The 25,923-nt window shown below is 71.0% G+C and carries 27 protein-coding genes and 1 tRNA gene; 11 read left to right on the top strand and 17 right to left on the bottom strand.

Annotated elements, in window-relative coordinates; genetic code table 11:
* The first annotated feature begins 3 nt into the window (after positions 1-3).
* The 3 genes from AMYTH_RS0131375 to AMYTH_RS0131365 all read left to right on the top strand — a co-directional run bounded on the left by AMYTH_RS0131375 (position 4) and on the right by AMYTH_RS0131365 (position 2,721).
* Positions 4-255 carry a hypothetical protein gene (locus tag AMYTH_RS0131375; RefSeq protein WP_027933561.1) on the top strand — a complete coding sequence of 84 codons (252 nt, stop codon included), beginning with the start codon at positions 4-6 and terminating at the stop codon, positions 253-255.
* 254 nt (positions 256-509) lie between these two features.
* The gene (locus AMYTH_RS0131370) at positions 510-1,184 is read left to right on the top strand and encodes a Crp/Fnr family transcriptional regulator (protein ID WP_017985500.1); all 675 of its coding nucleotides are present in this window, start codon (positions 510-512) and stop codon (positions 1,182-1,184) included.
* Positions 1,185-1,503: 319 nt separating this feature from the next.
* Positions 1,504-2,721 carry an MFS transporter gene (locus AMYTH_RS0131365; RefSeq protein ID WP_027933560.1) on the top strand — a complete coding sequence of 406 codons (1,218 nt, stop codon included), beginning with the start codon at positions 1,504-1,506 and terminating at the stop codon, positions 2,719-2,721.
* Here AMYTH_RS0131365 and AMYTH_RS0131360 read toward each other — a convergent pair.
* Positions 2,718-3,536 carry an oxidoreductase gene (locus tag AMYTH_RS0131360; protein WP_027935479.1) on the bottom strand — a complete coding sequence of 273 codons (819 nt, stop codon included), beginning with the start codon at positions 3,534-3,536 and terminating at the stop codon, positions 2,718-2,720. The genes AMYTH_RS0131365 and AMYTH_RS0131360 overlap by 4 nt on opposite strands.
* Before the next feature lie 18 nt (positions 3,537-3,554).
* On the opposite strand from AMYTH_RS0131360, the gene AMYTH_RS0131355 reads away from it, so the two are divergent.
* On the top strand, positions 3,555-4,511 hold the full coding sequence (locus tag AMYTH_RS0131355) for a LysR family transcriptional regulator (RefSeq protein WP_051363118.1): 957 nt from the start codon (positions 3,555-3,557) through the stop codon (positions 4,509-4,511).
* Between the two features lie 178 nt (positions 4,512-4,689).
* Here AMYTH_RS0131355 and AMYTH_RS0131350 read toward each other — a convergent pair whose 3' ends face one another.
* From AMYTH_RS0131350 to AMYTH_RS49115, 6 genes are all read right to left on the bottom strand, one after another.
* Positions 4,690-5,451 carry an MBL fold metallo-hydrolase gene (locus AMYTH_RS0131350; RefSeq protein ID WP_027933558.1) on the bottom strand — a complete coding sequence of 254 codons (762 nt, stop codon included), beginning with the start codon at positions 5,449-5,451 and terminating at the stop codon, positions 4,690-4,692.
* On the bottom strand, positions 5,448-6,212 hold the full coding sequence (locus AMYTH_RS0131345) for an NUDIX hydrolase (protein ID WP_027933557.1): 765 nt from the start codon (positions 6,210-6,212) through the stop codon (positions 5,448-5,450). Before AMYTH_RS0131345 ends, AMYTH_RS0131350 begins: the two co-directional genes overlap by 4 nt.
* A gap of 54 nt (positions 6,213-6,266) precedes the next feature.
* Entirely contained in the window at positions 6,267-7,436 is a 1,170-nt protein-coding gene (locus tag AMYTH_RS0131340) for a hypothetical protein (protein ID WP_027933556.1), read from the bottom strand.
* Positions 7,437-7,470: 34 nt separating this feature from the next.
* Positions 7,471-8,091: a hypothetical protein gene (locus AMYTH_RS0131335; RefSeq protein WP_017985507.1), complete on the bottom strand. Its 621-nt coding sequence runs from the start codon at positions 8,089-8,091 to the stop codon at positions 7,471-7,473.
* Entirely contained in the window at positions 8,091-8,546 is a 456-nt protein-coding gene (locus tag AMYTH_RS0131330; protein ID WP_017985508.1) for a RidA family protein, read from the bottom strand. Before AMYTH_RS0131330 ends, AMYTH_RS0131335 begins: the two co-directional genes overlap by 1 nt.
* A gap of 85 nt (positions 8,547-8,631) precedes the next feature.
* A complete protein-coding gene (locus AMYTH_RS49115) occupies positions 8,632-8,793 on the bottom strand; it encodes a DUF4177 domain-containing protein (RefSeq protein ID WP_017985509.1) in 162 nt (53 codons plus the stop codon).
* Between the two features lie 72 nt (positions 8,794-8,865).
* Here AMYTH_RS49115 and AMYTH_RS0131315 point away from each other — a divergent pair, with 72 nt between their 5' ends.
* The gene (locus tag AMYTH_RS0131315; protein WP_017985510.1) at positions 8,866-9,870 is read left to right on the top strand and encodes an ArsA-related P-loop ATPase; all 1,005 of its coding nucleotides are present in this window, start codon (positions 8,866-8,868) and stop codon (positions 9,868-9,870) included.
* The gene (locus tag AMYTH_RS0131310) at positions 9,870-10,985 is read left to right on the top strand and encodes an ArsA family ATPase (protein ID WP_027933555.1); all 1,116 of its coding nucleotides are present in this window, start codon (positions 9,870-9,872) and stop codon (positions 10,983-10,985) included. Before AMYTH_RS0131315 ends, AMYTH_RS0131310 begins: the two co-directional genes overlap by 1 nt.
* Here the strand turns inward: AMYTH_RS0131310 and AMYTH_RS0131305 are convergent.
* Complete coding sequence (locus tag AMYTH_RS0131305) at positions 10,982-11,269, bottom strand: WhiB family transcriptional regulator (RefSeq protein ID WP_027933554.1); 288 nt, start codon at positions 11,267-11,269, stop codon at positions 10,982-10,984. The two genes, AMYTH_RS0131310 and AMYTH_RS0131305, sit on opposite strands and share 4 nt — an antisense overlap.
* 212 nt (positions 11,270-11,481) lie before the next feature.
* Here AMYTH_RS0131305 and AMYTH_RS0131300 point away from each other — a divergent pair, with 212 nt between their 5' ends.
* The 3 genes from AMYTH_RS0131300 to AMYTH_RS0131290 all read left to right on the top strand — a co-directional run bounded on the left by AMYTH_RS0131300 (position 11,482) and on the right by AMYTH_RS0131290 (position 14,777).
* Positions 11,482-13,641, top strand: coding sequence for a transglycosylase domain-containing protein (locus AMYTH_RS0131300; RefSeq protein ID WP_027933553.1), 2,160 nt, complete (start codon positions 11,482-11,484; stop codon positions 13,639-13,641).
* Positions 13,642-13,702: 61 nt separating this feature from the next.
* A complete protein-coding gene (locus AMYTH_RS0131295) occupies positions 13,703-14,674 on the top strand; it encodes a metallophosphoesterase (protein WP_051362870.1) in 972 nt (323 codons plus the stop codon).
* A gap of 29 nt (positions 14,675-14,703) precedes the next feature.
* Positions 14,704-14,777: transfer RNA gene (locus AMYTH_RS0131290), tRNA-Pro, on the top strand.
* A gap of 403 nt (positions 14,778-15,180) precedes the next feature.
* Here the strand turns inward: AMYTH_RS0131290 and AMYTH_RS0131285 are convergent.
* The gene (locus tag AMYTH_RS0131285) at positions 15,181-15,927 is read right to left on the bottom strand and encodes a class I SAM-dependent methyltransferase (RefSeq protein WP_027933551.1); all 747 of its coding nucleotides are present in this window, start codon (positions 15,925-15,927) and stop codon (positions 15,181-15,183) included.
* 38 nt (positions 15,928-15,965) lie between these two features.
* Between AMYTH_RS0131285 and AMYTH_RS0131280 the strand changes: the two genes are divergently transcribed.
* On the top strand, positions 15,966-17,795 hold the full coding sequence (locus tag AMYTH_RS0131280) for a S9 family peptidase (RefSeq protein WP_027933550.1): 1,830 nt from the start codon (positions 15,966-15,968) through the stop codon (positions 17,793-17,795).
* Here the strand turns inward: AMYTH_RS0131280 and AMYTH_RS0131275 are convergent.
* The 4 genes from AMYTH_RS0131275 to AMYTH_RS0131260 form a co-directional block, all read right to left on the bottom strand.
* On the bottom strand, positions 17,792-19,183 hold the full coding sequence (locus AMYTH_RS0131275; protein ID WP_027933549.1) for a glutamate decarboxylase: 1,392 nt from the start codon (positions 19,181-19,183) through the stop codon (positions 17,792-17,794). The two genes, AMYTH_RS0131280 and AMYTH_RS0131275, sit on opposite strands and share 4 nt — an antisense overlap.
* 65 nt (positions 19,184-19,248) lie before the next feature.
* Positions 19,249-19,725, bottom strand: a complete 477-nt coding sequence (locus tag AMYTH_RS0131270) for a Dps family protein (protein ID WP_017985518.1) — start codon at positions 19,723-19,725, stop codon at positions 19,249-19,251.
* Between the two features lie 30 nt (positions 19,726-19,755).
* Entirely contained in the window at positions 19,756-20,175 is a 420-nt protein-coding gene (locus AMYTH_RS0131265) for an organic hydroperoxide resistance protein (RefSeq protein ID WP_027933548.1), read from the bottom strand.
* A 65-nt stretch (positions 20,176-20,240) separates the two neighbouring features.
* On the bottom strand, positions 20,241-20,783 hold the full coding sequence (locus tag AMYTH_RS0131260; protein ID WP_027933547.1) for an NADPH-dependent FMN reductase: 543 nt from the start codon (positions 20,781-20,783) through the stop codon (positions 20,241-20,243).
* Between the two features lie 125 nt (positions 20,784-20,908).
* Here AMYTH_RS0131260 and AMYTH_RS0131255 point away from each other — a divergent pair, with 125 nt between their 5' ends.
* Positions 20,909-21,955 (top strand): alpha/beta hydrolase, encoded by a 1,047-nt coding sequence (locus tag AMYTH_RS0131255; RefSeq protein WP_027933546.1) that lies wholly within the window; start codon positions 20,909-20,911, stop codon positions 21,953-21,955.
* A 62-nt stretch (positions 21,956-22,017) separates the two neighbouring features.
* Here the strand turns inward: AMYTH_RS0131255 and AMYTH_RS0131250 are convergent, their stop codons facing one another.
* From AMYTH_RS0131250 to AMYTH_RS0131235, 4 genes are all read right to left on the bottom strand, one after another.
* Positions 22,018-22,524, bottom strand: coding sequence for a hypothetical protein (locus AMYTH_RS0131250; RefSeq protein WP_027933545.1), 507 nt, complete (start codon positions 22,522-22,524; stop codon positions 22,018-22,020).
* Positions 22,525-23,352: 828 nt separating this feature from the next.
* Complete coding sequence (locus AMYTH_RS0131245) at positions 23,353-23,850, bottom strand: hypothetical protein (protein ID WP_027933544.1); 498 nt, start codon at positions 23,848-23,850, stop codon at positions 23,353-23,355.
* Positions 23,851-24,029: 179 nt separating this feature from the next.
* Positions 24,030-25,472: a catalase gene (locus AMYTH_RS0131240; protein ID WP_027933543.1), complete on the bottom strand. Its 1,443-nt coding sequence runs from the start codon at positions 25,470-25,472 to the stop codon at positions 24,030-24,032.
* Positions 25,469-25,918 (bottom strand): Fur family transcriptional regulator, encoded by a 450-nt coding sequence (locus AMYTH_RS0131235; protein WP_027933542.1) that lies wholly within the window; start codon positions 25,916-25,918, stop codon positions 25,469-25,471. The genes AMYTH_RS0131240 and AMYTH_RS0131235 overlap by 4 nt, the downstream gene beginning before the upstream one ends.
* Positions 25,919-25,923: the final 5 nt, after the last annotated feature.

Here is a 25,923-nt window from a genome sequence, read left to right as displayed (position 1 = left end):
CCGATGACTGTCTGGTTCGTAGTAGCGGTGCCACTCGTGATGATGTTCTTCGCTCTGGCGATGGAACGGGTGGAGAACCGGCTGCGCCACGTCGCGGTCCAGGAGGAAGAGGTCGAGGAGTTCCTGGAGCAGGCCCGGCCGAACGAGGTCAGGGCGCTGTACGGGCACGGGATCGGCCGCGCGCTGGAGCTGTTCCGGCTGCGCCGCCTCGGTGGTCGCGCGGCCAAGACGCGCCCGCGCAAGAGCCGCGGCTGAGGCCCGCTGACCTCGACCGATTCAGCGAGGATCAGTCCCGCGCGCCTCCCACCACCACCCTCAACGGACGCGCTGCGCGCGACGGTTAGGCTGTCTCTTCGGAGCGAGATCGCCCTCGCCCGGCCGGGCGGTGATCGGTCTGTCCTCGGCGTGCCCTGAGGCGATCTCGTCCGAACGGCCTAGACTGCACGCAAGTGATCGGCGACACGCCCCGGCTCGCGGGAACACGGTCGCCACCGACGAGGAGGCACGAGGTGGACGAGACCCTGGCCCGGGCGGGCATCTTCCAGGGGGTGGAGCCGGCCGCGGCTGAGGCGCTCGCCCAGACCCTGGAGACCGTGGAGTTCCCGCGGGGTCATGTGATCTTCTCCGAGGGTGAGCCCGGCGACAAGCTGTACATCATCCTGTCCGGCAAGGTGAAGATCGGCCGCAAGTCGGCGGACGGCCGGGAGAACCTGCTGTGGATCGCGGGCCCCTCGGACATGTTCGGCGAGCTGTCGATCTTCGACCCGGGCCCGCGCACCTCGACCGCGACGACGGTCACCGAGGTGCGGGCGGTGTCGATGGACCGGCCGTCGCTGCGGAAGTGGATCGCGAACCGGCCGGAGATCGCCGAGCAGCTGCTGCGGGTCATCGCCCGCAGGCTGCGCCGGACGAACAACATGGTCGCCGAGCTGATCTTCACCGACGTCCCCGGCCGCGTGGCGCGCGCGCTGCTGCAGCTGGCGCAGCGGTTCGGCAGCCAGGAGGCCGGCATCCTGCGGGTCACGCACGACCTGACGCAGGAGGAGATCGCCCAGTACGTCGGTGCCTCGCGGGAGACCGTGAACAAGGCGCTGGCCGACTTCGCGCACCGCGGCTGGCTGCGGCTGGAAGGCAAGTCGGTGCTGATCCTGGACCCGGAGCGCCTGGCCCGCCGCGCTCGCTGACACCAGCAAAAACAAAAGAACCGGGCGCCACCCCCGACGTGGCGCACCGGTTCTTTTGCTTTTCGCGCGGGCCATCCCCCGACAGACCGCGCTCCCCGCCCTCCGGTTCCGGCCCCGACCCTTTGCCGGAGGGAGCTTTATCTACTTGTCAACCTTGCCACGGCCCATACCCCGAGGTTCAAGGCCGTTCACCCCCATAGACGCGCCCGTTGCGGGTTCGTTGCGTGGGTCCGGCGAAAAGTTCTGGGCCGTTACCGAACCGAGACCTGAGCGGTAAATAACTGGTACTCACGTACCAAAATGAGGCATACTGGTACGCGTGTCCCAGACTTCCCTCGCCGACTATCGCGCTGCCCTGACCACGCCGGGCGCGACCCGTCCGATGGTCGCGTCCATCCTCGCGCGTCTGCCGATCGCGATGATCGGCCTGTCCGCGCTCCTCTACGTGCAGCAGGAGATGGGGTCGTTCGCCGTCGCCGGGCTGGTGTCGGCCAGCTCGCTGGTGGGCGTCGCGGTGGGGTCCGTCGTGCAGGGCAGGCTGATCGACCGCTTCGGCCCGACGCGGCCGCTGCTGTCCACCGCGGCGATGTTCGCGGTGATCCTGGTGACGCTCGCGCTGGCGATCGAGGCCCACGCGGCGACCCTGGTGCTGGTCGCGCTCGCGTTCGGCATCGGGGTCACCGAGCCGATGGTCGGTTCGGCGTCGCGGGCGCTGTGGGGACGCCTGGTGCCCGCCGAGGCCGCACGCAACGCGGCGTACGCCTACGAGGCGATCAGCATGGAGGTCTTCTTCATCCTCGGGCCCGGCCTGGCCGGCCTGCTGGTCGCCGCGCCGTGGCCGGGCACCGGGATGGTCGCGGGCGGAGCGTGCATGGTGGCGGGCGCGGTGCTGTTCGCGCTGAGCCCGGCCGTCCGGGCGTGGGGACCGGCCGGCCGGACCCACCACTCGCTGCTGGGCGCGCTGAGCAGCCCCGGCATGCGGACGCTCGCACTCGCCGCGCTCGGGTTCGGTGTGGTCATCGGGTTCGTCGAGGTCGCCGTGCCCGCCGCGGCCACCGAGGCCGGGTCGCCGGCGCTCGGCGGCGTGCTGCTGTCGGTGTGGTCGGTCAGCTCGGTCGCGTTCGGCGTGGCGTACAGCCTGCGGCCGTGGCCGCGGGAGATGCCGCTGCGGTTGCCGGTGCTGCTGGCCGGGTTCGGCGTGCTCGTGGCGCTGCTGGCCTGGCCGTCGACGCTGTGGGGCCTCGCGATCGCGATGCTCGCCGCGGGCGCGCTGATCACCCCGCAGTCGGCGACGCACTCGGCGGCGATCGAACTGGTCGCCCCGAAGGGCACCGCCGCCGAGGCGTTCGGCTGGGTGCTGACCGCGGTGACGCTGGGGCTCGCGTTCGGGCAGTCGGTCAGCGGCTACCTGGTCGAGCACGCCGGCCCGTCGGCGGCGTTCCTCGCGGCGACCGCGGCGGCGCTGGTGATCGCCGCGGTGGTGTACCTGCTGCGCGGCACGGTCAAGGCACCGCGCGAGCACGTCCTGGCCGCCTAAAGCGCCGTGGAGCGGCTGACCTCCTCCCACGCGTCGAGGTCGGCGCGTAGCTCCGCGTGCTTGCCGCGCAAGGCCTCCACCGCGTCGGCGCCCAGCGCGAGCCGCAGTGGGGGCTTTTCGGCGTCCAGCACCCGCACGATCGCCTGCGCTGCCTTCGCCGGGTCGCCGGGTTGCGTGCCGTCCATCGTGTCCACCGCGGCCCGGGTCGGCAGGTCGCGGTAGGCCTCGATCTCGCGCGACCGGTGCATCCGCGCGCCGCCGAACTCGGTGCGGAACGCGCCCGGCTCGACGATCAGCACCCGGACCCCGAACGGCTCCACCTCCGCGGCCAGCGCCTCGGACATGCCCTCCAGCGCGAACTTCGCCGCGCAGTAGGCGCCGAACCCGGGCATCGACAGCTGCCCGCCCATCGAGCTGATCTGCACGATCGCGCCGCTGCCCTGCTCACGCAGGTGCGGCACCACCGCCTTGGTGACCGCGACCGCGCCGAAGAACATCACCTCCATCACCGACCGCAACTCGTCCATCGTGAACTCCTCGACCGCGCCGACCGACCCGTGACCGGCGTTGTTCACCACGACGTCGATGCGGCCGAACTCGCGCAGCGTCGCCTGCACGGCCTCCGCCACCTGCGCCGGGTCGGTCACGTCGAGCGCGTGCGTGCGCACCCGGTCGCCGGCGAGGTCAGCCAGCTGCTCGGGTCGCCGCGCGGTCGCCATCACCCGGTCCCCGGCCGCCACCGCCGCGCGGACCAGCTCCCGCCCGAAACCCGCGGAGCACCCGGTGATCAGCCAAACCCGTTCCGTCCTCGTCATGCCACCAGCCTCACCAAGATCACCCGGAGCGTCCAACACGCGTTTCCAACCGCGGCTACAGTCAGCACCTGGAGGCTTCCCGAGCTGCGGCAACTGCGGTACTTCGTCGCGGTCGCCGACGAGCTGAGCTTCACCGCGGCCGCCAGGCGGCTCGGGATCGCGCAGCAGTCGCTGTCGCAGCAGATCACGGTGCTGGAGCGCACGCTCGGCGCCCGCCTGCTCGACCGGGACAGCCGCGGCACCCGCCTCACCGATCTCGGGCGGCGGTTCCTGCCGGAGGCGAAGGCGGTGCTCGACCGCGCCGAACAGGCGGTGACGACCCTCGCCAGGGCCGGCCGCGGCGAGGTGGGCGAGCTCACCGTGGCCTTTCTCGCGAGCACCGCGAACTACCTGCTGCCACCGGTCGTGCGGGCCTTCCGCGAGCGCTACCCGGACGTGCGGCTGACCACCGAGGACACCTCGGTCGCCACCCTCGTCGAGGAGCTGCGCGAAGGCCGCTACGACGCCGCGTTCAGCCGTCCGCCGCTGGTGGACGGGCTCGCCGCGCGCACGCTGGCCGTCGAAGAGGTGTGCGCCGTCCTGCCCGAAGGCCACCCGCTGGCCGATCGCGCGGAGCTGACGCTGGCCGACCTCGCGGACGAGCCGTGGGTGCTCACCGAGCGCAGTTCGTGGCCGCCGTGGCACCGCAAGTACGACGAGGACTTCCGGCGGGCCGGTTACGAGCCGGACGTCGTCCAGCGGGCGGGCAGTGTGCAGAACCTGCTCGGCCTGGTGGCCGCCGGGGTGGGGGTGTCCCGGCTGGCCCGCTCGGCGCACAGCCTGCGCCGCACCGGGGTGGTGTTCGTGCCGCTGGCCGGTGAGCAGGCAGCCACGCAGGTGCTGTGGCTGCCGGACGCGGACAAGCCGGCCCTGCGCCGCCTGCTCGAGGTGGTCACCGAGCTGGCGGCGCGGACCGACCTCACGCAGTCCGGTTAGACCGGATTTCGAAGCGGCGGAGCCGCTTGGAGTGGGCCGTGCGCTGACACCGCCGCGGGTTCTGAGGTGGTTCCTGGCGAGGACAGCGCCGACGTGGTGTATCGGCATACATGAGGAGGCGATCCCCCAGCCAGGGGCCGCCTCAGGTTCCGCCACCAGCACCGCCACGCAAGCCGCGTCAACCTCTCCTGAGGTACTCCAGTTGCGCCTTGACGCTGTGCTCGGCCGGTGCCCACAGCGCACGGTCGACGTCGGCGTAGACGACCTCGACCACCTGCCGAGCGGTGGCGTCCGCGCCGAGCTTGTCCAGCGCCGCCCGGACCTGGTCCAGCCGCTGCTCGCGGTGGTCCAGGTACTCCTGCGCGATCACCCGCAGGTCGGCCATCTCCGGGCCGTGGCCGGGCAGCGTGAGCAGCCCGGACGGCAGGTCGACCAGCCGTCGCAGGGAGTCCAGGTACGAGCCGAGGTCGGTGAGCACCGTGGTGCCGCGGCCGAGGATCGTGTCGCCGGTCAGGACCTGGTCCCCGACACGCAGGCACACCGAGTCGCCGGTGTGGCCGGGTGTGTGCAGGACCTCGATGTCCAGGCCCGCCGCGGAGATCACGTCACCGTCGGCGAACGGGTCCGCGTCCCGGCACAGGGCCGCGTCGAAGGCCCGCACCGGCGCCTGCACCCGCTCGGCCAGCCACGGCGCGCCCTCGGTGTGGTCCGGGTGGTGGTGGGTGAGCAGGATCATCGCCACCGGGCCCTGCTCGGTGAGCAGCGGCAGGTGGTCCAGGTCCTGGTAACCGGGGTCCACGATGACGCACTCGGCCGAGCCGGGCGCCCGCAGCACCCAGGTGTTCGTGCCGTCCAGCGTCATCGTCGACGGGTTGTTCTCCAGCACGACGGCTGCGGAAGGCGAGACCTCGCGGCGCACGCCGTAGGCGGGGTGGCTCATTCCGCGACCACCCGGATCGCGTCGCCCTCGCGGATCAGCTTCGGGATGATCGCCTCGACCGTCCGCTCCGCGGCCAGCGCCTCCTCGGCGGTGCCGAACGAGGCCAGCTCGGTGAGCGTGTGCCAGGTCGGCGGCATCAGCATGCTGCGGCCGGCCTCGGCGTCGGCCAGCGCGTCGGCGGGCCGCCACCAGCCGGAGGACTCGGCCTCGGTCGTCTTCCCGTCGGCCTCCTGCCCCGCGGGCAGGATCGCGGCGAAGAAACGGGTGTCGTAGCGGCGCTTCTCCTGCACCGGGGTGATCCAGTGCGCCCACGGGCGGAGCAGGTCGGAGCGCAGGGTGAGGCCCTCGCGAGCCAGGAAGTCGGCCAGCGACAGCTCCCGCGACACCAGCTCGTCCCGCGCGCCCGCGTACCGGGCGGTGTCCGTGACGACCTCGTCCGCGGTGCCTGCCAGCAGCACCCCGGACTCCTCGAAGGTCTCCCGCACCGCCGCGCACACCAGGGCGCGCGCCACCTGCTCGGTCCCGTTGAACCAGCCCGCCCAGTCCGCGGCGGGCGGACCGGCCCAGGCGATCGTCGCGTCGGCGTCGCGCTGGTCCACCCCGCCGCCGGGGAAGACCGTCATGCCCGCGGCGAACGCCATCGCCGCCACGCGCCGCTGGAGGAAGACTTCGAGACCGTTCGCGCCGTCCCGCAGCAACAGCACCGTCGCCGCGTCGCGGGGCACGGCCGGTTCGGCCGGCTCCGCGACGGAGAAGTTCATGCTCCCCGGGATCCGGAAATCAAGTTGCACCACATGACGCAACTTACGTGGGAATCACGAGCCGGAGAAGCCGTCGACCCAGCGCGGGTCGTCCTCGGACCGGCTCGAACCGTTCGCCCGCACCTTGGCGGCCTCGGCGCGCTCCCGCTCGGCGAGCTCGGCGTGCAGCTCACGCAGGAGCTGGCGGTCGCGCTCGGACAGCTGCGGGTCGTTGAGGTCGAGCTCCGGGATTTCGATCACTTCACCCGGGCCGATCGTCGCCGAGGCCACGGCTCTGGGCTTCTCGCCGTCCTCCGCCGCCAGCTGCGCCCGCAGCTGCGCGACCTCCTCGGACGTCATGTCCATCGTGTTCTCCACGCGGCTGGGCTCGGGGCCCTCCTCGCGCGGCTTGAACACGTGGCCCGGCCCGCCGGAGGACGCGACGACCTCGGTGGGCTCGGTCTCCGCTGCCGCTTCGGTGGTGGTGGTCTCCTCCGCGGCCGGAGGTTCGGGCTCCTCGGGCTCGTCCCCGGCCGCGACCGTGGCGTGCGCCACGTGACGGCCGGAGCCCTGGCGCTGCGCCGGCGCCGTGGGAGCGGACGACGGGACGGCCCCGCCGGAGAGCCACACCGCGGTGGCCGCGGTGAGCGCCTGCTCGTGGTAGCGGGAGCGCTCGGTGGACGGCCCGGTGACCTCGACGACCGACCGGATCCCGGCGCGCCGCAGAGCGGCGTCGATGCGGTACGCGGCGGCAGGCGGGTTGCCCTCCGGGCCGATCTCGACGAGCACCACGCGCTGCGGCAGCGGGCCCGGCACGCTGCCGGCCGGGGTGTTGCGCCACACCGCGTGCACCGACCGCAGGTCCGGCAGCACCTGGAGGGTGCGGTCGAGCGCGTCGGCGATGCCGTGCTCGGGGTGGTTGTCACCGGTGAAGCGGTGCAGGACGCCGGTCTCGGCCTCCGGGTCGTTCACCACCAGCTGGTCGGCGAGCGTCGCGTCGGACCGCGTCAGCTCCAGCACCAGCGCCAGCTCGTGCCGCTCCGCCTCGCGGACCGGCAACCGGCCCGCGATCAGCGCGCCCGTGGTCAGCTCGGCGGCCTCGTCGAGGCGCGCTCGCGCGATCAGCTCGCGCGCCTCCGACAGCAGGCTGTCGTCCAGGCGTCCTGCCAGACCCAGCAACAGGTTGTGCAGGCGCAACGGCACCGCGAACCCGTCGCCCGCGATCCCGTCGTGGACGTCCACCATCTGACTTTCTCCCTCCAGCTCGGCAGGAGTGCCGTTACGCGGCGACGAGCCGGTTCCCGGTGTCCACCGCACCGACGCAGACGAGCTCGGAGCTCGCCAGTGCGGCCTGGTGGTACTCCGGCAGCTCGAACCGCGGCGGCATCACCTCGACGCTGGGTTCCTCGTCCCCCAGCACCCGCAGGACCCGCTGCAGCTCCCCGGTCAGCCTCGGCAGCCCCGACAGGGCCGTGATCAACAGCACGCGCTTGGATTCCTCCCCCGTGCGCTGACGCCAGCTCTGCCGCACCTCGCCGACGTCCGGCCGACCCCGCAGGGTGGCGTGGACCAGCGCGGACACCGAGTCAACCGAGTTCACCTGATCGGGTGCACTCGGGGTGAATGTGTACCGGTTCTCGCCGACCTCGTCCACCCCCAGGGTCGAACTCACCTGGTGCCAGTCCGCGCCGTGCGGCACGAGGCCCGCCACGAGCAGGCGATACTCCGGCTGGTCGAGGTCGATGTTGTGCTTGAGCAACGTGCGCGGCAACGTTCGAGCCAAGGTCGACATCGCGCCCTCGCCCAGCCAGTCCCGGTAGCGCCACAGCAGCCGGTCGGGCATGCGCCCGGCCAGCCGCAGCAACAGCTCGTGGCACGCGGCCTCGATGTCCGGGTCCATCAGCTCACCTCGACAATCAGTTCGACCTCGACCGGCGCCCCCAGCGGCAACTCGGCCACACCCACCGCCGAGCGGGCGTGCGCGCCCGCGTCGCCGAAAATCTCGCCGAAGAGCTCCGACGCGCCGTTGATCACGGCCGGCTGGCCGGTGAACCCCTCCGCGGACGCGACGAACCCGACGACCTTCACGATCCGGACGATCGACTCGAGACCGACGAGCGCGTCCACCGCCGCGATCGCGTTCAGCGCCGCCGTCCGGGCGTGGCGCTTGGCCTCCTCCGGGCTGACCTCGGCCCCGACCTTGCCGGTCGCGGCGAGCTCGCCCCCGACGAACGGCAGCTGGCCCGACGTGTAGACCATCGAGCCGCTGCGCACCGCAGGCACGTAGGCGGCAACCGGCGCGGCGACGCCCGGCAGCTCGATCCCCAGTTCGGCCAGGCGGTCGCCCCAGCTCATGCCGCCTCCTCTCCGGACGCGGCAAGCCGCGGCAGTATCACCACGTCGGCGAGCATGGTGCTCGATGACTCGGTCGCAAGCTCCCTCATGCCTTGGCCCGCTTGAGGTAGGCGACGTGCTGCTCCCCGCTCGGGTTCGGCAGCACGGTCACCAGCTCCCAGCCGTCCTCGCCCCACTGGTCGAGGATCTGCTTGGTCGCGTGGATCAGCAACGGAACCGTGGCGTACTCCCACTTCGTGGCGCTCATGGGGGCCAATCTAGTGGTGATGGGAAGCTCTCCTCGCGGCGGCAGCGTGATCGCTGGCTTACGCTGGATCGTGTGAGCACACCCCTGGCCGGATGGACCGACGAGCTCGCCCGCGCCCGGTTGCACTTCGTCACCGGCAAGGGCGGCACCGGCAAGACGACCATGGCCGCGGCACTCGGGATCGCGCTGGCCAGCCACGGACGCCGGGTGCTGCTGGTCGAGGTCGAGGGCAGGCAGGGGTTCGCCCAGCTCTTCGACACCGAGCCGCTGCCCTACGCCGAGCAGCGGATCGCGGCGGTGCCCGGTGGCGGTGAGCTGCGGGCGCTGCACATCGACGTGGAAGCGGCGCTGCTCGAGTACTTCGAGATGTTCTACAACCTGGGCTTCGCGGGCCGGACGCTGCGCCGGATGGGGGCGATCGAGTTCGCCACCACGCTCGCGCCGGGCCTGCGGGACGTGCTGCTCACCGGCAAGATCAAGGAGTGCGTCGGGCGGACCGGCCCGGACGGCAGGCACGTCTACGACGCGGTCGTGGTCGACGCGCCGCCGACCGGCCGCGTGGTCAAGTTCCTCGACGTCACAAAGGCGCTGACCGACCTGGCGAAGGCGGGCCCGATCCGCGGCCAGGCCGAGGGCGTCGTGCGGCTGCTGCACTCCGAGGAGACGGTCGTGCACCTGGTGACGCTCCTGGAGGAGATGCCGGTGCGCGAGACCGTGGAGGCGGTGGCCGAGCTGGACGGCGCCGACCTGCGGCCGGGCGCGGTACTGGTCAACCGGGTGCGGCCGCCGCGGCTGCCCGCCCGGTCGATCTCGCCTGCCGCGGACGGTCGGGTGGACGCCTCGCGGGTGCGCAGCGGGCTGGCCTCGGCCGGGCTCGAACTGCCCGACGCCACCATGGACGCGCTGGTCGCGGAGACCGTCGAGCACGCGATCCGGCTCGCCGCCGAGCAGCGGGCGCGGGAGCAGCTCGCCGAGGCGGACCTGCCGACGCTGGAGCTGCCGGAGGAGTCCGGCGGTATCGACCTCGCCGCGCTGTACGACCTCGCGGAGTCGCTGACCGACCAAGGGGTGCGCTGATGACCGAGCGGCTCGACGTCGACGCGTTGATCGACGACCCGACGACGCGGATCGTCGTGTGCTGCGGTTCCGGCGGGGTGGGCAAGACCACCACCGCCGCGGCGCTGGCGTTGCGCGCGGCCGAGCGCGGCCGCCAGACGGTGGTGCTCACGATCGACCCGGCGCGGCGGCTGGCGCAGGCGCTCGGGCTGCGGGAGCTGGGCAACCACCCGCGGCAGGTGTCGGTCGCCGGGTTCGAGCCCAAGGGCGAGCTATGGGCGATGATGCTCGACATGCGGCGCACCTTCGACGACATGGTGCGCACCCACGCCGGCCCGGAACGCGCCGAGGCGCTGCTCGCGAACCCCTTCTACCAGACCATTTCCACGTCGTTCTCCGGCACGCAGGAGTACATGGCGATGGAGAAGCTGGGCCAGCTCGCGGCCACCGACGAGTGGGACCTGATCGTGGTGGACACCCCGCCGAGCCGGTCCGCGCTGGACTTTCTGGACGCGCCGAACCGGCTGTCCAGCGCGCTCGACGGGCGCATGATCCGGCTGCTGACCGGGCCGGCGAAAGCGGGCGGCTGGGGTCTGCGGAAGGTGGTCAGCACCGGGTTCTCGATCTTCGCGAAGGCCGTGTCGACGATCATCGGCGGGCAGCTGCTGGCTGACGCGTCGGCGTTCATGCAGGCCTTCGACAGCATGTTCGGCGGGTTCCGGGAACGCGCCCGCAAGACCGCCGAGCTGCTGCGCTCGGAGGGCACGTCGTTCCTGGTGGTGGCCGCGCCGGAGCCGGACGCCCTGCGCGAGGCGAGCTACTTCGTCGAGCGGCTCGGCGGCGAGAACATGCCGCTGGCCGGGCTGGTCGCGAACCGGACCCACCCGGTGCTGGCGGACCTCTCGGCGACGGCGGCGCTGTCCGCCGCCGAGAAGCTGGAGTCGACCGCCCCGCTGGCCACCGCGGTGCTGCAGCTGCACGCCGACCGGGTGGCGCTGGCGGAACGCGAGAAGCGGCTGCTGGCGCGCTTCACGCGCGCCCATCCCGGAGTCCCCCTCGTCGAGGTGCCCGCGCTCCCCAGCGACGTCCACGACATTGCCGGCCTCCGCGAGATCGGCGACCGACTGGCGTCCTAGGACGCCTCGACGAAGTCCTTGCGCGCCGAGTCCAGCAGGTCGGTCCAGGATTCGACGTCCGGGCGCCGTCGCAGCAGGGCGCGGCGCTCCCGTTCGGTCATCCCTCCCCAGATGCCGAAGCTGATGCGGTTGTCCAGCGCCTCGGCCAGGCATTCGGTGCGCACCGGGCACCCCATGCAGACCAGCTTCGCCCGGTTCTGGTCCGCTCCCCGCACGAACAGCTCATCCGGATCCGCGTCCCGGCAGAGGGCGCGGATGCGCCAGCTCTGTGGTGTGGATTCCATCCCCCAAGCTCCCCTCGTGATGTGCCTGCTCACCCGGAGCCTCCCCGGCTCCGCACTACGTGAGACGTTGACGGACTGTAGAGGCCGACGGTTCCCGCCGCCAAGAGCCCGATGGAAATTCGTTACCGGAATACGTCGCGAGCCCGGCGTTCCCGTGGTATTCAGGCGACGCGGCCCGGCGGGGTGACGCCGGTTCCCACTACTCTGGCGATGTGCGCAAGACGGATGGTCTGTTCAAACTGCTCGGCCTGTGCCTGCTCGCGGGAATCCTCGTCGCCGGGGTGCTGTTCCCCGTGGTCGGCGCCGCGGGGGTGGCCTCCAACAGGGCGAGCGAAACGGTCGACAGCATGTCCGCCGAACTCGCGAACGTGCCGCCGCCGCTGGTCACCACGATCACCGATTCGGCGGGCAACCAAATCGCCACGCTGTACGACCAGTACCGCATTCCGACGGCCAGTGACGAGATCAACGAGGCCATGAAGTGGGCCCTGGTCTCCACCGAGGACCGGCGGTTCTACGAGCACCACGGCGTGGACTGGAAGGGCACGCTGCGCGCCGCGCTGAGCAACAGCGCAGGCGGCGACACCCAGGGCGCGTCGACGCTCACCCAGCAGTACGTGAAGAACTACCTCATCAACGTGATCTACCGGGACGACCCGGTGGGCCAGCAGAAGGCCCAGGAGCAGTCGATCGCCCGCAAGCTGAAGGAAGCGCGGATCGCGATCCAGCTCGAGAACACGATGAGCAAGGACCAGCTCCTCACCAGCTACCTCAACGTCGTCGAGTTCTCGCGCAAGATCTACGGCGTCGGGGCGGCCGCGCAGGCCTACTTCAACACCACCGCGGACAAGCTGTCGGTCACCCAGGCCGCGCTGCTCGCCGGCATGGTCAACAACCCGCCGTTCTACGACCCGTGGAGCCATCCGGACCGCGCCACCGAGCGCCGGAACCTGGTGCTGGACCGCATGGTCGACAACCTGAAGCTGTCCAAGGCGGACGCCGAGCGGATGAAGACCGAGCCGCTGGGCGTCGTGCCGGGCGGCCCGTCCAAGCCCGCGTCCAACTGCGTGGGCGCCGGGCCGGAGAACGGGTTCTTCTGCCAGTACGTCGAGGACTACCTGCTGTCGCACGGCATGGACAGGGACGACCTCTACACCGGCGGCTACACCATCCGCACGACGATGGACCAGCGCGCCAACCACGAGGCGAAGATGTCCGCCCAGACCCAGGTCAGCAAGACGCAGAAGAACGTGGCGAACGTGCTGTCCCTGGTGCGGCCGGGTAAGAACCGGCACGAGGTGGTCGCGCTGGCCGCGAACCGCGACTACGGCACGGACGCCAGCGCGGGCCAGACGACGTACGCGTTGCCGTCGGGCGTCTACAACACCGGCGGCGCCGGGTCGAGCTACAAGATCTTCACCTCGGCGGCGGCGATCCAGAACCGCGTGATGGGCATCTACGACACCATCGAAGTGCCGAACTTCTATGTGTCCAATGTGTTCACCGGTGGTGGAAACCGCTGTCCCACGGTCGCTCTGGGCACCCGGGCGTACTGCCTGGGCAACGCCACCGACTACGAGGGCGGCACCCGCACGATGACGCTGCAGCAGGCGCTGCAGACCTCGCCCAACACGGCGTTCGTCATCCTCGAGGAACGCACCGGCATGGGCCCGATCGTCGACATGGCGAGCAAGCTCGGCCTGCGCGACACGATGGCGCGGAACCTCGGTGGCGGCGCGGTGAAGCCGGAGTCGAAGAACGCCGGCGAGAACAAGACGCAGACCGCGTTCTTCGGGCCGACCGACAAATCGGCCGGACAGGGTTCGTTCACCCTCGGCGTGTCGGCGACCAGCAACCTGGAAATGGCCAACGTCGCGGCGACGATCCTCAGCGGCGGCGTGTGGTGCCCGCCGACGCCGATCGCGCAGGTGCAGGACCGCGACGGCAAGCCCATCCCGATCAGCGAGCAGCCGTGCGAGCAGGTCATGGACGAGGCCGCCGCCAACAGCCTGGCCCAGGGCATGAGCAAGGACGACCTGCCCGGCGGCACCGCGGCCGCGGCAGCCGCCCAGGTCGGCTGGAACCGGCCGATGATCGGCAAGACCGGAACCACCCAGAGCAACGGCTCCGCGGCCTTCGTCGGCGGCACCCCGCAGCTCGCCGGCGCCGCGATGGTCTTCCGGCCGGAAGGCGGCAGCGGCGGCCTCTGCGACGGCGGCCCCGGCAACGTCTACACCTGCGGCGAAGGCAACATGTTCGGTGGCAAAACCCCGGCCCGGACGTGGTTCGGCGCGGTGAGCAAGATCCTCGGGCCCAACGACCCGATCCTGCCGCTACCGCCGTCCGACCCGCGCTACGAACGGGCCCGCTGACGCACCGCCCCGGGCACTCGCCGGTGCCCGGGGCGCCCCACCGACCCGTATCCTGGGCTGTGTGAGCACGGTCCGTGACAGCCAGAAGCTGACAGCCAAACGCCTCGCCGCCGGGACGGTCGCTCTCGGGGCCGCCGCGTTCGGGTACGCCTCCGGCATCGAGCGGCGGCACTACGTGCTCCGCACCGCCGAACTGCCCGTACTGGCGCCCGGCGCCCAGCCGATGCGCGTCCTGCACATCTCCGACCTGCACATGCTCCCCGGGCAGCAGGCCAAACAACGCTGGGTCGCCGCGCTCGACCAGCTCGAACCCGACCTGGTCGTCAACACCGGCGACAACCTCGCCCACCCCAAAGCCGTACCCGCCGTCCTGCGCGCCCTCGGCCCGCTCCTCGAACGGCCCGGCCTGTTCGTGTTCGGCAGCAACGACTACTACGCGCCCAAACCCAAGAACCCCGCCCGCTACCTCATGCCCCGCGGCAAGAAGAAGCGCATCCACGGCCGGAAACTCCCGTGGCGCGACCTGCGGGCCGCATTCCTCGAACACGGCTGGCAGGACCTCACCCACGTCCGGCACACCCTCACCGTCGCCGGGCAGACGGTGTTCGCCGCCGGCCTCGACGACCCCCACCTCCGCCGCGACCGCTACGGCGAGATCGCCGGCCCCGCCGAACCCGCCACCCTCCGCCTCGGCGTCACCCACTCACCCGAACCACGCATCCTGGACCCCTTCGCCGCCGACGGCTACGACCTCGTCCTGGCCGGCCACACCCACGGCGGCCAGCTCCGCATCCCAGGCATCGGCGCCCTCGTGACGAACTGTGAGCTGGACCGCAGCCGTGCGAGGGGAGCCTCCCGCTGGGGAGCGCACATGTGGCTCCACGTCTCCGCCGGACTGGGCACCTCCCCCTACGCCCCGGCCCGCTTCGCCTGCCCACCCGAAGCAACGCTGTTGACCCTGGTAGAACGCGGCCGGACCACGCCGAAGACAACGAAGGCCACCCCCCGCAAATCCCCCCGCGCCATCCGCTAAACTCTTCTTCGACCCGCTAAGCAGTACATCGGGGTGTGGCGCAGCTTGGTAGCGTGCCTCGTTCGGGTCGAGGAGGTCGTGGGTTCAAATCCCGCCACCCCGACGAGAGATCCAGGGATCCCCTGTCCGCCAAAAGTAAGGCGGACAGGGGATCTCTCTTTGTGTCTTCTGGGGGTCGAACCCCCAGACCCCCGCCAGGGGGCAAGCCCCCTGGACCCCCCGCGGCGACGCTTCACTCGCCTGGAGAGCCGCGTGTGACGTTGGTCAGTTGGGTCGCCTTTCATACCTCTAGAACCGGCGGCCGTGTCGGGTGGTGGTCACCTCCATCAACCACACCCCCTCCGGGACCGATCCCCAGCCTTCTTCGGTTGGTGGGGTGTCGGGTCAAGGCACGCTTTCCCGCCTTGACGCGACGCCCCGCCAATCGAACAATCGAGATCGGGGCGGGTGGGGGTGCCGGGGCGTAGCGGAGCGGAGCCGGCGCTGTTCAGATACCCGCGTAGCGGCTACTTCACTGCAGTGAGCTCGACCCAGTACTGGGCGAAATCGCCGTCGCCGGCGTGTGACCAGGCCCAGGCCGATCTCGCGGCCGAGGCCAGTTGGTCCCGCTCCAGCGGGGAGGCGCTCAGGGCGGCGTCCAGGCGGGCCTCCACGTAACGCGCCAGCTGGCGGTAGCTCATGTCCGAGCGGAAACGGCCGTGCGTGCGGATGTCACGGAAGCCGGCGGAAGCCACCCACGACGCGACGTGCTTGCCGGCGAACGGGTCGCCGCCCGCGCGGCGGCGCAACAGGTAGTGGCCGCGTAAGGCCGCGGCCACGTTCGCGGTGCCGGGGCGCAGGCGGGCGCGCGACCAGTCCGAAGTGGACAGCGCGACGGTGCCACCGGGGCGCAGGACCCGGCGGATCTCCGCCAGCGCGTCCACGGGACGGGCCAGATGCTCGAACAACGCGTGCGCGAACACCAGGTCCACGCTCTCGTCCGCCACCGGCAACGCGTACACGTCCCCGGCCACGAACTCCACTTTGGACGATTCCGGGAACTGGCCCGGCTCGCGGTCCACCCCCAGCACGTTGCCCCGTCCGGCGATCGTCGCGAAGCCGGCGGTGATCGTGCCGGGTCCGCACCCCACGTCGAGCACCCGCATGCCCGGCCGCAGCAGTCGCAACACGTATTCGGCACGGTCGGCTGCGGTGCGTGACGCCATGACCGACAGCGCGTCCTGCTCGAACCCGGGCGCGTATCCCTCCAGCACACGCACACGGTACGGGCAGGAGCTGGCAGGATCGAGGGGTGACCACTCAGCACCCGCCCGCGAACATCCCCGACCGCCTCTTCGACGACCCCGAGGCCGAGGCCCGCTGGCGCGCGCGGTTCCACGCCCCGCGCGTGTCGGTGCCGGACTGGTCCCTCGACGCGCCGGACCGCAACATCTACGTCTCCAACGCCAGCGGCGTCTGGGAGGTCTACTCCTGGGACCGCGCCACCGGCGAGCACCGCCAGGTCACCGACCGCCCCAACGGCACCCTGCACGCCACCACCGCGCCCGACGGCAGCGCCATCTGGTGGTTCAACGACACCGACGGCGACGAGTTCGGCACCTGGATGCGCCAGCCGTTCGGCGGCGGCCCCGCCGAGCCCGCCCTGCCCGACGTGCACGCCGGCTACCCGGCCGGGCTGGAAATCGGCCACCGCATCGTCGCCAGCGGCGTCTCCACCGACGACGGCAGCGAACTGTTCGCCACCCGCGACGGGCAGACCACCCGCTTCTACTCCAGCGAGCAGGACGCCGGCATCGCCGCGCTGTCCCGCGACGAGACGCTGCTCGCGATCTCGCACGCCGAACATGGCGACTCCCGCCACCCCGCGGTCCGCGTCCTGGACACCACGGGCTTCGACGCCGTCGCCGACAAGTGGGACGGCGAGGGCAAGGGCCTCACGCCGTTGGAGTTCTCGCCCGTCGCCGGCGACCAGCGGCTGCTCGTCCTCCACGAGCGCCGCGGCCGCGAGGAGCTGCTGATCTGGGACGTCGCCGCGGACACCGAGCGCGAGCTGGACCTCGGCCTGCCCGGCGAGGTCGTCGCCACCTGGTACCCGAAGGCCGACGCGCTGCTCGTCGTGCACTTCCACGAAGCCCGCAGCAGCCTGTACCGCTACGACCTGACCACCGGCGAACTGTCCGCTGTGGACACGCCTCCCGGGCGCATCGGCGGCGCCGGGGTCCGCCCGGACGGCACGATCGAGTACTCCTGGTCCAGCGCGGCCGAGCCGGCCGTCATCCGGGCCCGCGCGACCGACGGCTCCGACACCGTCCTGCTCACCCCGCCCGGCGACCCGGCGCCCGGTTCGGCGCCGGTCACCGATGCGTTCGTCGAGGGCGCGGGCGGCCGCATCCACGCGCTGGTCGCCCGCCCCCTGAACGCGCCGGACGGGCCGCTGCCCACGGTGTTCACCCTGCACGGCGGCCCGCACGCGGCCGACGAGGACCGCTTCTCCGCCTACCGCGCGGTGTGGCTGGACGCCGGGTTCGCCGTCGTCGAGGTCAACTACCGCGGCTCGACCGGCTACGGCTCGGCCTGGCGTGACGCGATCGAGGGCCGCCCCGGCCTGACCGAGCTGGAGGACGTCGCCGCGGTGTACGACTGGGCCGTGTCCAGCGGCCTGAGCGACCCGGCGCGGATGGTCGTCTCCGGCGCCTCCTGGGGCGGCTACCTGACGCTGCTCGCCGTGGGCACCCAGCCGGACCGGTGGGCCGCCGGGGTGGCGAGTGTGCCGGTGGCCGACTACGTCGCCGCCTACGAGGACGAGATGGAGCAGCTGCGCCAGTTCGACCGGGCGCTGTTCGGCGGGTCGCCGGAGGACGTGCCCGCCGTCTACCAGGAGTGCTCGCCGCTCACGTACGTGGACGCGGTGAAGGCGCCGCTGCTGGTGCTGGCCGGCGACAACGACCCGCGCTGCCCGATCCGGCAGATCGAGAACTACCTGGAGCGGCTGGCCAAGCGGGACCTGCCGTACCAGTTCTACCGCTACGACGCCGGCCACGGCTCGCTGGTGATCGCCGAGACGATCAAGCAGACCGCGGCCGAGGTGCACTTCGCGATGAAGGCGGTCGGCCTGGCCTAGTGGTGGAAGGCCGTGCTGGTCGCGGGCTTGTGCTGGGGCCGGTCCTGCTCGGCGAGTTCGGGCAGGACCCGCTTCAGGTCCTCGACCAGCAGGTCGGCCAGGTCGTGCGTGAAGCCATTGCGGCAGACGATCCGCAGCACGGCGAGGTCGGTGCGGTTCTCCGGGAACGTGTAGGCGGGCACGAGCCAGCCGCGTTCCCGGAGCCGCCGCGACACGTCGAACACGTCGAAGCCGGTCACGTCGTCACGGGTGGTGAACGCGAACACCGGCAGCTGGTCGCCACGGGTGAGCAGCTCGAACGGCCCGAGCTCGGCGATCCGCCCGGCCAGCCGGGTCGCGACGTCGCGGCAGGCCTGCTGCACGATCCGGAACCCCTCGCGGCCCAGCCGGACGAAGTTGTAGTACTGCGCCGCCACCTGGGCGCCCGGCCGGGAGAAGTTGAGTGCGAACGTCGGCATGTCGCCGCCCAGGTAGTTCACGTTGAACACCAGCTCGGACGGCAGCGCGTCGCGGTCCCGCCACAGCACCCAGCCGACACCCGGGTAGACCAGCCCGTACTTGTGCCCCGAGGTGTTGATCGAGGCGACCCGGGGCAGGCGGAAGTCCCACTCCAGGTCCGCGTCGAGGAACGGCGCGATCATCGCCCCGGACGCGCCGTCGACGTGCACCGGGATGTCCCAGCCGCGCTCGGACTGCAACCGGTCCAGCGCGGCGGCGATCTCCGCGACCGGCTCGTAGCTGCCGTCGAAGGTGGAGCCGAGGATCGCGACCACGCCGATCGTGTTCTCGTCGCAGCGCGCGACGGCCTCCTCCGCCGTGAGGTGAAAACGGTCGCCGTCCATCGGCACCAGCCGCGGCTCGACTTCCCAGTACGCGCAGAACTTCTCCCAGCAGACCTGGACGTTCGCGCCCATCACCAGGTTCGGCCTGCCGGTCCGGCCCAGCTTGCTCCAGCGCCGCTTGAGCGCCATCCCGGCGAGCATGCACGCCTCGGACGAGCCGGTCGTGGAGCAGCCCATGACCGCCTCCGGGTCCGGCGCGTGCCACAGGTCGGCCAGGATGCTCACGCAGCGCCGCTCGAGTTCCGCGGTCTGCGGGTACTCGTCCTTGTCGATCATGTTCTTGTCGGCGCAGTCGGCGATCAGCTCGCGCGCCTGCGGCTCCATCCAGGTGGTGACGAACGTCGCCAGGTTGAGCCGCGCGTTCCCGTCGAGCATCAGCTCGTCCCGCACCACCTGTAGCGCGGTGTCGGCGGGCAGGGTCTCGTCGTTGAGCCGGCTGCGGGGCGGCGTGTAGGTCGCCGCCAGCGCCGGACTCGTCACCGCGTGCAGCGGGTTGCTCCCGCCCGGCCGGTCGTCTGCTCCCTGCTCACCCGCGTGCAGCACCATGAGCCGAATCTAGCCCGGAAAACGGGCCCCGGAGCGCATTCCGGGGCCCGTATCGCGAATTCGGGTCAGGCGGTCTGCGCCTGCCACATCCAGTGGGCCTTCTCCAGCTCGTGCGTAATCTCGATGAACAGGTCCTGGGTGACCAGGTCGCTCTTGTCCGTCTCGTCGATGCGCTTGCGCATGCGCTGGATCAGGTCGGCGAGAATCGCCACGATGTTTTCGATCGTGGACTCGACGCTCTGCCAGTTGTCCGGGTAGTCGGGCAGGCCGGAGCTCTCCACGACCGTCTTGGCCTTGCCGTTCGGCGAGATGCCGATCGCGTTGGCCCGCTCCGCGACCTCGTCGACGTAGTTCCGCGCGGTGCTCACCAGCTCGTCGAGCTGGAGGTGGACGCTGCGGAAGTTCGACCCGACGACGTTCCAGTGCGCCTGCTTGGCGATCAGCGACAGGTCGACCAGGTCGACCAGCGCGGCCTGCAGCGCGTTACCGGTGATCTCCTTGTCGGCCGGGCTGAGCGGGCTCTGGATGGGTGCGTTCGCCATCGAAAAAATCCTCCTTGTCGACAACTCTTGTCAGGTCGTCGCGGTGATCTCGACCTGGATGTTTCCCCTGGTGGCGCGTGAATAAGGACACACCTGGTGGGCCTGCGCCGCAAGTTCGCCCGCCTTGTCCTGCTCCAGGCCGGGCAGGTGGGCCACGAGCTTGACGGCCAGTTCCAGGCCGTCGCCGTTGCGGCCGATGCCGACCTCGGCGGTGACGGCGGAGGAGTCCAGCCCCACGTCGGCCTTGCGCGCCACGACCTGCAGGGCGCTGTGGAAGCAAGCGGCGTAGCCGGCGGCGAACAGCTGCTCCGGGTTGGTCATCTCGCCGCCCGGCCCGCCCATCTCCTTCGGCACGGCCAGTCGTTCGTCGATGACGCCGTCGGAGGAGGTGACCTCTCCGTTCCGTCCGTCACCGCGAGCGGTAGCGACCGCTGTGTAGACCGGTTCCACGTGTTCCCCTCCGCCGACGGCAGGTGTCAGCGGGTGGGTACCCCGTGGCCGGGAGGACGAATCCTCTAGCGGCGGCGGGCGAAGTCCACGACCTGCCGCCCGATCAGCTGCAGCGTCCGCACGGCCTTCTCCTCGGAAGCGCCGCCGACCTCGTCGAACTTGACCTCGGCGGAGTTGATCGACCCGCCGAGTGGCGTCGGCCACCCGCGCAGCGCGTGGGTGATGGTGCGCAGCTGGTCGAGCGTGGTCACCGCGGCCTGCCAGCCGTAGGCGACCGCGGCGAGCCCGACGGCGCGGCCGTCCAGGTAGGGGCGCTCGTCGGGCCGCAGGTCCTCCACGTAGTCCAGGGCGTTCTTGATCAGGCCGGACAGCGCGCCGTGGTAGCCGGGCGAGACGATGACCAGGCCGTCGGCCCGGCGGATCGCCTCGACCAGGCGGACCGCCTGCGGGGTCCGGTCGGTGATCGCCGAGTCGTAGAACGGCAGCACCAGGTCGTCGCCCGTGAGGGCGAGCGTCTCGGCCCCGGCCGCCGCCGCGCTGTCCAGCGCGATGCGCATGGCGCGCTCGGACTGGGAGCCCGGGCGCAGGGAGCCGCCGATACCGACCACGTTGACCGCCGCACTAGTCACGTTTTCGAGGCTAACCCCTCCACCTAAGTGGAGGACCAGCATCTGGGACGGAGGCGGCCGTCACACCTACCAAGTTTGCCTACTAGTGAGTAACCTCTGTCACCATGGCGACCTCACTGCAGAGCCGCGTGGAAGCCGCCGCGGCCCAACTGATCTTCGGGCTCCCGGAGCCCCTGCGCCGGTTGATCGCCGGGCGCCCGATCCGGCTGGACGGGCAGGAGCTGGCGCTGGACGCCCAGTTGCTGCTCCGCCTCCAGCAGCTGAACCGGGTCAGCATGAGCGCGGGCACGCCCGAGGTCGCCCGGCAGCGGATCCTCGACTCGGGGCACCTGGTCAGTGGCAAGCCGATCGAGCCGGTGCGCACGCAGGAGATCGTGATCCCGGCCGCGCACGGCCCGCTCCCGGCGACGCTCTATGTGCCGGACGGGTTGCCGTCGCCGTCGCCGCTGCTGGTGTTCTTCCACGGCGGCGGCTGGGTGGTCGGCAGCCGCGCGAGCCACGACAACACCGCGCGTTACTTCGCCAAGCACGCGGGCGTGCGGGTGTTGTCGGTCGAGTACCGGCTCGCGCCCGAACACCCGTTCCCGGCGGCCCCCGAGGACGCCGTCGCCGCGTTCGGCTACGCCCACGCGAAGGCGGCCGACCTGGGTGTGGACCCGGACCGGATCGCGGTGGGCGGGGACAGCGCGGGAGGCAACCTCGCGGCGGTGACCGCCCAGGTGACGACCGCGCGGGGCGGTCCGGCACCGGCGTTCCAGCTGCTGCTCTACCCCGGGGTCGACGCGAGCACGCGGCGCCGGTCGCGGGAGATCTTCGGCAGCGGCTTCTTCCTCACCGACGCCGACATGACGTGGTTCATCGACCACTACGCGCAGGCCCGCGTGGACCGCACCGATCCGCGGTTGTCGCCGCTGCTCACCGAGGACTTCACCGGGCTGCCGCCTGCCTACGTCGCCACCGCCGGGTTCGACCCGCTGCGCGACGAGGGCGAGGAGTACGCGGCCAAGCTGCGGGACGCGGGCGTGCCGGTCACGTTGAGCCGCCAGCGCGACCTGATCCACGGTTACGTCAACTTCCTCGGCGTCGGCAGGCGGTTCCGGGAGGCGACCTCGGAGGCGGCCGGCGCGCTGAGGGTCGGCTTGCGGGCATAAAAAGACCGGGATCCGATGTGGACGTCCACATCGGATCCCGGTCCCCCCTGCCGGATTGCTTGTCAGGCCACCGGAACCGGCACCGGAACCGGGAGCGGCGGAGCGGAGCCGAGCAGCGACGCGAGCAGGCTCGTCACCGTCTTGAGCAGGTTCTTGAGCAGGTTGCTGACGATGTTCAGCGGCGGCGGCAGGTCCGGGATGTCCGGCACCGCAGGCAACTGGCGGACCTCACCAGCCTTCGAGGGGTCGGCCAGGACGCGGCTCGCCTCGGCGGCGTAGTCGTTGCCGGTGGCGGCCGCCTGCTGCGCGTCGGACTGGATGGTGTACTTCTGGCCCGCGGCGAGGTCGCCGAGCACCGGGCTCATCTGGCCGAGCGAACGCTGGGTGGCCGGCACGTCTCCGGCGTAGGCCGCCCTGGCGAGCTGGTCACGCAGCTGGAGGACCTGTTCCGCGGCGGCCTGCGTGCTGGACGTCCCCTTGCCCCCAGCCGCGGCGACGCCTGCGCCGGACACCGCCAGCACGCTGCCGGCCACCGCCACAGCGATGATCCGGGCGAATTTGCCTAACATCTCCCTACCTCCTGGCCTCGGTGGACCTGTCAGGAAATGCGTACCCGCCGTGTTGATCTCCCACCACTCGGCACCCGAAGACGACGGTTTCCAACCTTCACGTGGCGGATTCGGTCCCCGGCTTGAGGCCCGCATCTGATGAACCTGACCTTCGCCCGATTGATCAAGACCTTGACGACCGGGGATCGCGGAGCGTGATCACGTCACCCGCAAGAACCCCAAACTCACTCAACCAGATGCAAAACACGGCACCGGGGGCAACCGCCACCCGGCAACGCAAGAAGACCGACCACACACCAGACCTCCCCGCGCCACAACCGCCACCCGGCAACGCAAGAAGACCGACCACACACCAGACCTCCCCCGCCCCCGATCCACAGCCGATCTTTAGTCGCCGACCAGCCGTGTCAAGGCACGCTTTCCCGCCTTGACACGGCTGCTCGGCGACTGAAACACAATCAGGCATCGGGGGCGGGGGTGGTCGAGAGGTGACCTTTCAAGCGCCGTGAGGCGCATTTTCCGCGCGAAGGCGCGGCTCTAAAGATCAAAAGAGTCCTCGCCGGACGGGCAGGCTCCGGGATGACAGAAAAGCACTTCACCTCACCTTGGCGAGGTGGCTGGGTGGTCATCCCGTCGCCTTCCGGTTTGTGCATATCACCTTGATCCAGGGCCGCAAGGTTGGCATGTCATCTCACGCGGGCGCGGATGTTGCGGCCCTGGCTCAAGGTGATCGTCACGTGTCAGGCGACGGGATGACCACCCAGCTTCCTGTGTTTTGGTCCTGCCAAAGAAAAAGCCGGGCTCCGTGAGCGGAGCCCGGCTTTCTTCTTACGTGGCCGGTACGGTGAGCGCCGGCGGCGGGGCGCCCGTCAGCGCGTTCAGCAGTTCCGTGAGCTTCTGGATCAGCGTCTTCAGCAGGTCCGCCACGATGTCCAGGGGCGGCGGCGGGTTCTGCAGCGGCGAGGCCGACGGCGTCTGCTTGACGGTGTTCGCCTGGGACGGGTCGGCGATGATCCGGCTGGCCGTCTCGGCGTCGTTCTTCGCGGACGCTGCCGTGTCCCTCGTGTCCGACTGGACGGTGTACTTCTCACCCGCGGCGAGGTCGCCGAGCAGCGGGCTCATCTGGCCGAGCGCCCGTTGCGTGCCAGGGACGTCGGCCGAGTAAGCCGAGTCGACCAGCTGGGTGCGCAGCTGCAGCAGCTGCTCACCGGCGGCCTGGGTGCTGGACGTGCCCTTCCCGTCAGCCGCGGCGACAGCGGCTCCGGTCAGCGCCAGAACGCTGCCGGCCACCACCGCGGCAACAACCCGGGCGAACTTCCCTCTCATTCCCTACCTCCTGGTGTGGGTGACCTGACCCGGGCGTGAAGTACCAACCTCGTCGCCGGTGAATCGCCGCGCCACCCGATCCGGGAGTGTTCACCACCCTTCTGTGTGGGTGACCCCGATACGAAGGCGGCCCGGTGAGCCACAAAGGACTCACCGGGCCGCCGCTCCGTGGTGGGAGACTACTTGCCGAACGCTTCGGCGACCCTGTCGCCGAGGGTCTTGTCGACGTTGCGCCAGTACTCGAACACGCGCTCGAGCACCGGCTCGGACACGCCCTTCTTGGCGTGGCCGATGATGTTGCTCGCGAGGCGCTCGCGCTGCGCGTCGTCCATCACCTTGCGCACCAGGGTGCCCGCCTGGCCGAAGTCGTCGTCCTCGGCGTGCAGGCGATAGGCGGAGCGGATGACCTCGTCGACCACCCCGTAGGACGACACCGTCTCGCCGGCGTAGGCCGCGTCGGCGTGCGGGCCGCCGAACGAGTTCGGCGCGTACACCGGGTCGCCCGGGTTCTGGTAGCGCATCGCGCCGTCCCGGGAGTAGCTGTTCACCGGCGACTTCGGCGCGTTCACCGGCAGCTGCGCGAAGTTCGCGCCGATCCGGTAGCGGTGCGCGTCCGGGTAGGCGAACAGGCGGCCCTGCAGCATCTTGTCCGGCGACGGCCCGATACCCGGCACCATGTTGGCCGGCGAGAACGCGGCCTGCTCGATCTCCGCGAAGTAGTTCGACGGGTTGCGGTCGAGCACGTAGCGGCCGACCTTGATCAGCGGGTAGTCGCCGTGCGGCCACACCTTCGTCAGGTCGAACGGGTTGAAGCGGTAGTCCGCCGCTTCCTCGTACGGCATGACCTGGACGTAGAGGGTCCAGCTCGGGTGGTCGCCCCGCTCGATCGCGATCCACAGGTCGCGGATGTAGTAGTCGGCGTCCTCACCCGCGATGCGGTCCGCGTCCGCCTGCGTCAGGTAGCCGATGCCCTGGTCGGTCTTGAAGTGGTACTTCACCCAGAACTTCTCGCCGCCCGCGTTCTCCCACAGGTAGGTGTGCGAGCCGAACCCGTCCATCTCGCGCCAGTTCGACGGGATGCCGCGGTCGCCCATCAGCCAGGTGACCTGGTGGGCTGACTCCGGGCGCAGGGTCCAGAAGTCCCACTGGATGTTGTGGTCGCGCAGGTGGTTGTCGGCGCGGCGCTTCTGCGAGTGGATGAAGTCGGGGAACTTGATCGGGTCCCGGATGAAGAAGACGGGCGTGTTGTTGCCGACGATGTCGTAGTTGCCCTGCGTGGTGTAGAGCTTCACGGCGAACCCGCGCGGGTCGCGCCAGGTGTCGGGCGAGCCGTTCTCACCGGCCACCGACGAGAAGCGGATGAGGCTCTCGGTGCGGGTGCCCGGCTGGAAGACGGCGGCCTTGGTGAACTGGCTGACGTCCTCGGTGACCTCGAGGAAACCGAACGCACCGCCGCCCTTCGCGTGCACCACGCGCTCCGGGACGCGCTCGCGGTTGAAGTGCGCGTTCTTCTCGATGAGGTAGTGGTCCTGCAGCAGGATCGGGCCGTTGGCGCCCAGGGTCAGCGAATCGTTGTCGCTGGCCACCGGGATGCCCACGTTGTTGGTGGTCGGCTTGGTCACGCCGAGCCCTCCTTCTCGTGGTGGGTGGTGGAACAGGCGGGGCACAGGCCCCAGAAGACGACCTCCGCCTCCTCGACGACGAACCCGGCGGTGTTCGAGGGTTCGAGGCAGGGCGCCGCGCCGTGGACGCAGTCGACGTCCTCGGCCCGGCCGCAGCCGCGGCAGACGAGGTGGTGGTGGTTGTCCCCGGTACGCGTCTCGAACCGGGCCGGGTGCCCGGCCGGCTCGACGCGCCGCACCAGGTCCGCGTTCGCGCAGGCGCCCAGGACGTCGTAGACCGTCTGGGTGGACACCGATCCGAGCACGTTCCGCACGCCGGCCGCGACCTGGTCGGCGGTCGAGTGGGGGTGCCCGGCGAGCCACTCGAGGACGGCGACCCGCGGAGCGGTGATCCGCAGGCCGACGGCCTTTAGCTGGTTCCGCACGGGGCTGGTCTGGTGGGGCATCGACA

Source organism: Amycolatopsis thermoflava N1165 (assembly GCF_000473265.1).
GTDB classification, from domain to species: Bacteria; Actinomycetota; Actinomycetes; order Mycobacteriales; family Pseudonocardiaceae; genus Amycolatopsis_E; species Amycolatopsis_E thermoflava.
The sequence above is the reverse complement of the archived record's forward strand: the minus strand, read 5'-3'. Positions and strand labels throughout refer to the sequence as shown.

Excerpts from the sequence above, each read along its gene's own strand:
- AMYTH_RS0131250 (WP_027933545.1), bottom strand. The coding sequence starts at position 22,524 with ATGTTAGGCAAATTCGCCCGGATCATCGCTGTGGCGGTGGCCGGCAGC.
- AMYTH_RS0131270 (WP_017985518.1), bottom strand. The coding sequence starts at position 19,725 with ATGGCGAACGCACCCATCCAGAGCCCGCTCAGCCCGGCCGACAAGGAG.
- AMYTH_RS0131235 (WP_027933542.1), bottom strand. The coding sequence starts at position 25,918 with ATGCCCCACCAGACCAGCCCCGTGCGGAACCAGCTAAAGGCCGTCGGC.
- AMYTH_RS0131335 (WP_017985507.1), bottom strand. The coding sequence starts at position 8,091 with ATGGACCCGGACATCGAGGCCGCGTGCCACGAGCTGTTGCTGCGGCTG.
- AMYTH_RS0131350 (WP_027933558.1), bottom strand. The coding sequence starts at position 5,451 with ATGAGCCACCCCGCCTACGGCGTGCGCCGCGAGGTCTCGCCTTCCGCA.
- AMYTH_RS0131345 (WP_027933557.1), bottom strand. The coding sequence starts at position 6,212 with ATGAACTTCTCCGTCGCGGAGCCGGCCGAACCGGCCGTGCCCCGCGAC.
- AMYTH_RS0131255 (WP_027933546.1), top strand. The coding sequence starts at position 20,909 with ATGGCGACCTCACTGCAGAGCCGCGTGGAAGCCGCCGCGGCCCAACTG.
- AMYTH_RS49115 (WP_017985509.1), bottom strand. The coding sequence starts at position 8,793 with ATGAGCGCCACGAAGTGGGAGTACGCCACGGTTCCGTTGCTGATCCAC.
- AMYTH_RS0131305 (WP_027933554.1), bottom strand. The coding sequence starts at position 11,269 with ATGGAATCCACACCACAGAGCTGGCGCATCCGCGCCCTCTGCCGGGAC.
- AMYTH_RS0131275 (WP_027933549.1), bottom strand. The coding sequence starts at position 19,183 with ATGGTGCTGCACGCGGGTGAGCAGGGAGCAGACGACCGGCCGGGCGGG.
- AMYTH_RS0131310 (WP_027933555.1), top strand. The coding sequence starts at position 9,870 with ATGACCGAGCGGCTCGACGTCGACGCGTTGATCGACGACCCGACGACG.
- AMYTH_RS0131245 (WP_027933544.1), bottom strand. The coding sequence starts at position 23,850 with ATGAGAGGGAAGTTCGCCCGGGTTGTTGCCGCGGTGGTGGCCGGCAGC.
- AMYTH_RS0131330 (WP_017985508.1), bottom strand. The coding sequence starts at position 8,546 with ATGAGCTGGGGCGACCGCCTGGCCGAACTGGGGATCGAGCTGCCGGGC.
- AMYTH_RS0131360 (WP_027935479.1), bottom strand. The coding sequence starts at position 3,536 with ATGACGAGGACGGAACGGGTTTGGCTGATCACCGGGTGCTCCGCGGGT.
- AMYTH_RS0131340 (WP_027933556.1), bottom strand. The coding sequence starts at position 7,436 with ATGGTGGACGTCCACGACGGGATCGCGGGCGACGGGTTCGCGGTGCCG.
- AMYTH_RS0131375 (WP_027933561.1), top strand. The coding sequence starts at position 4 with ATGACTGTCTGGTTCGTAGTAGCGGTGCCACTCGTGATGATGTTCTTC.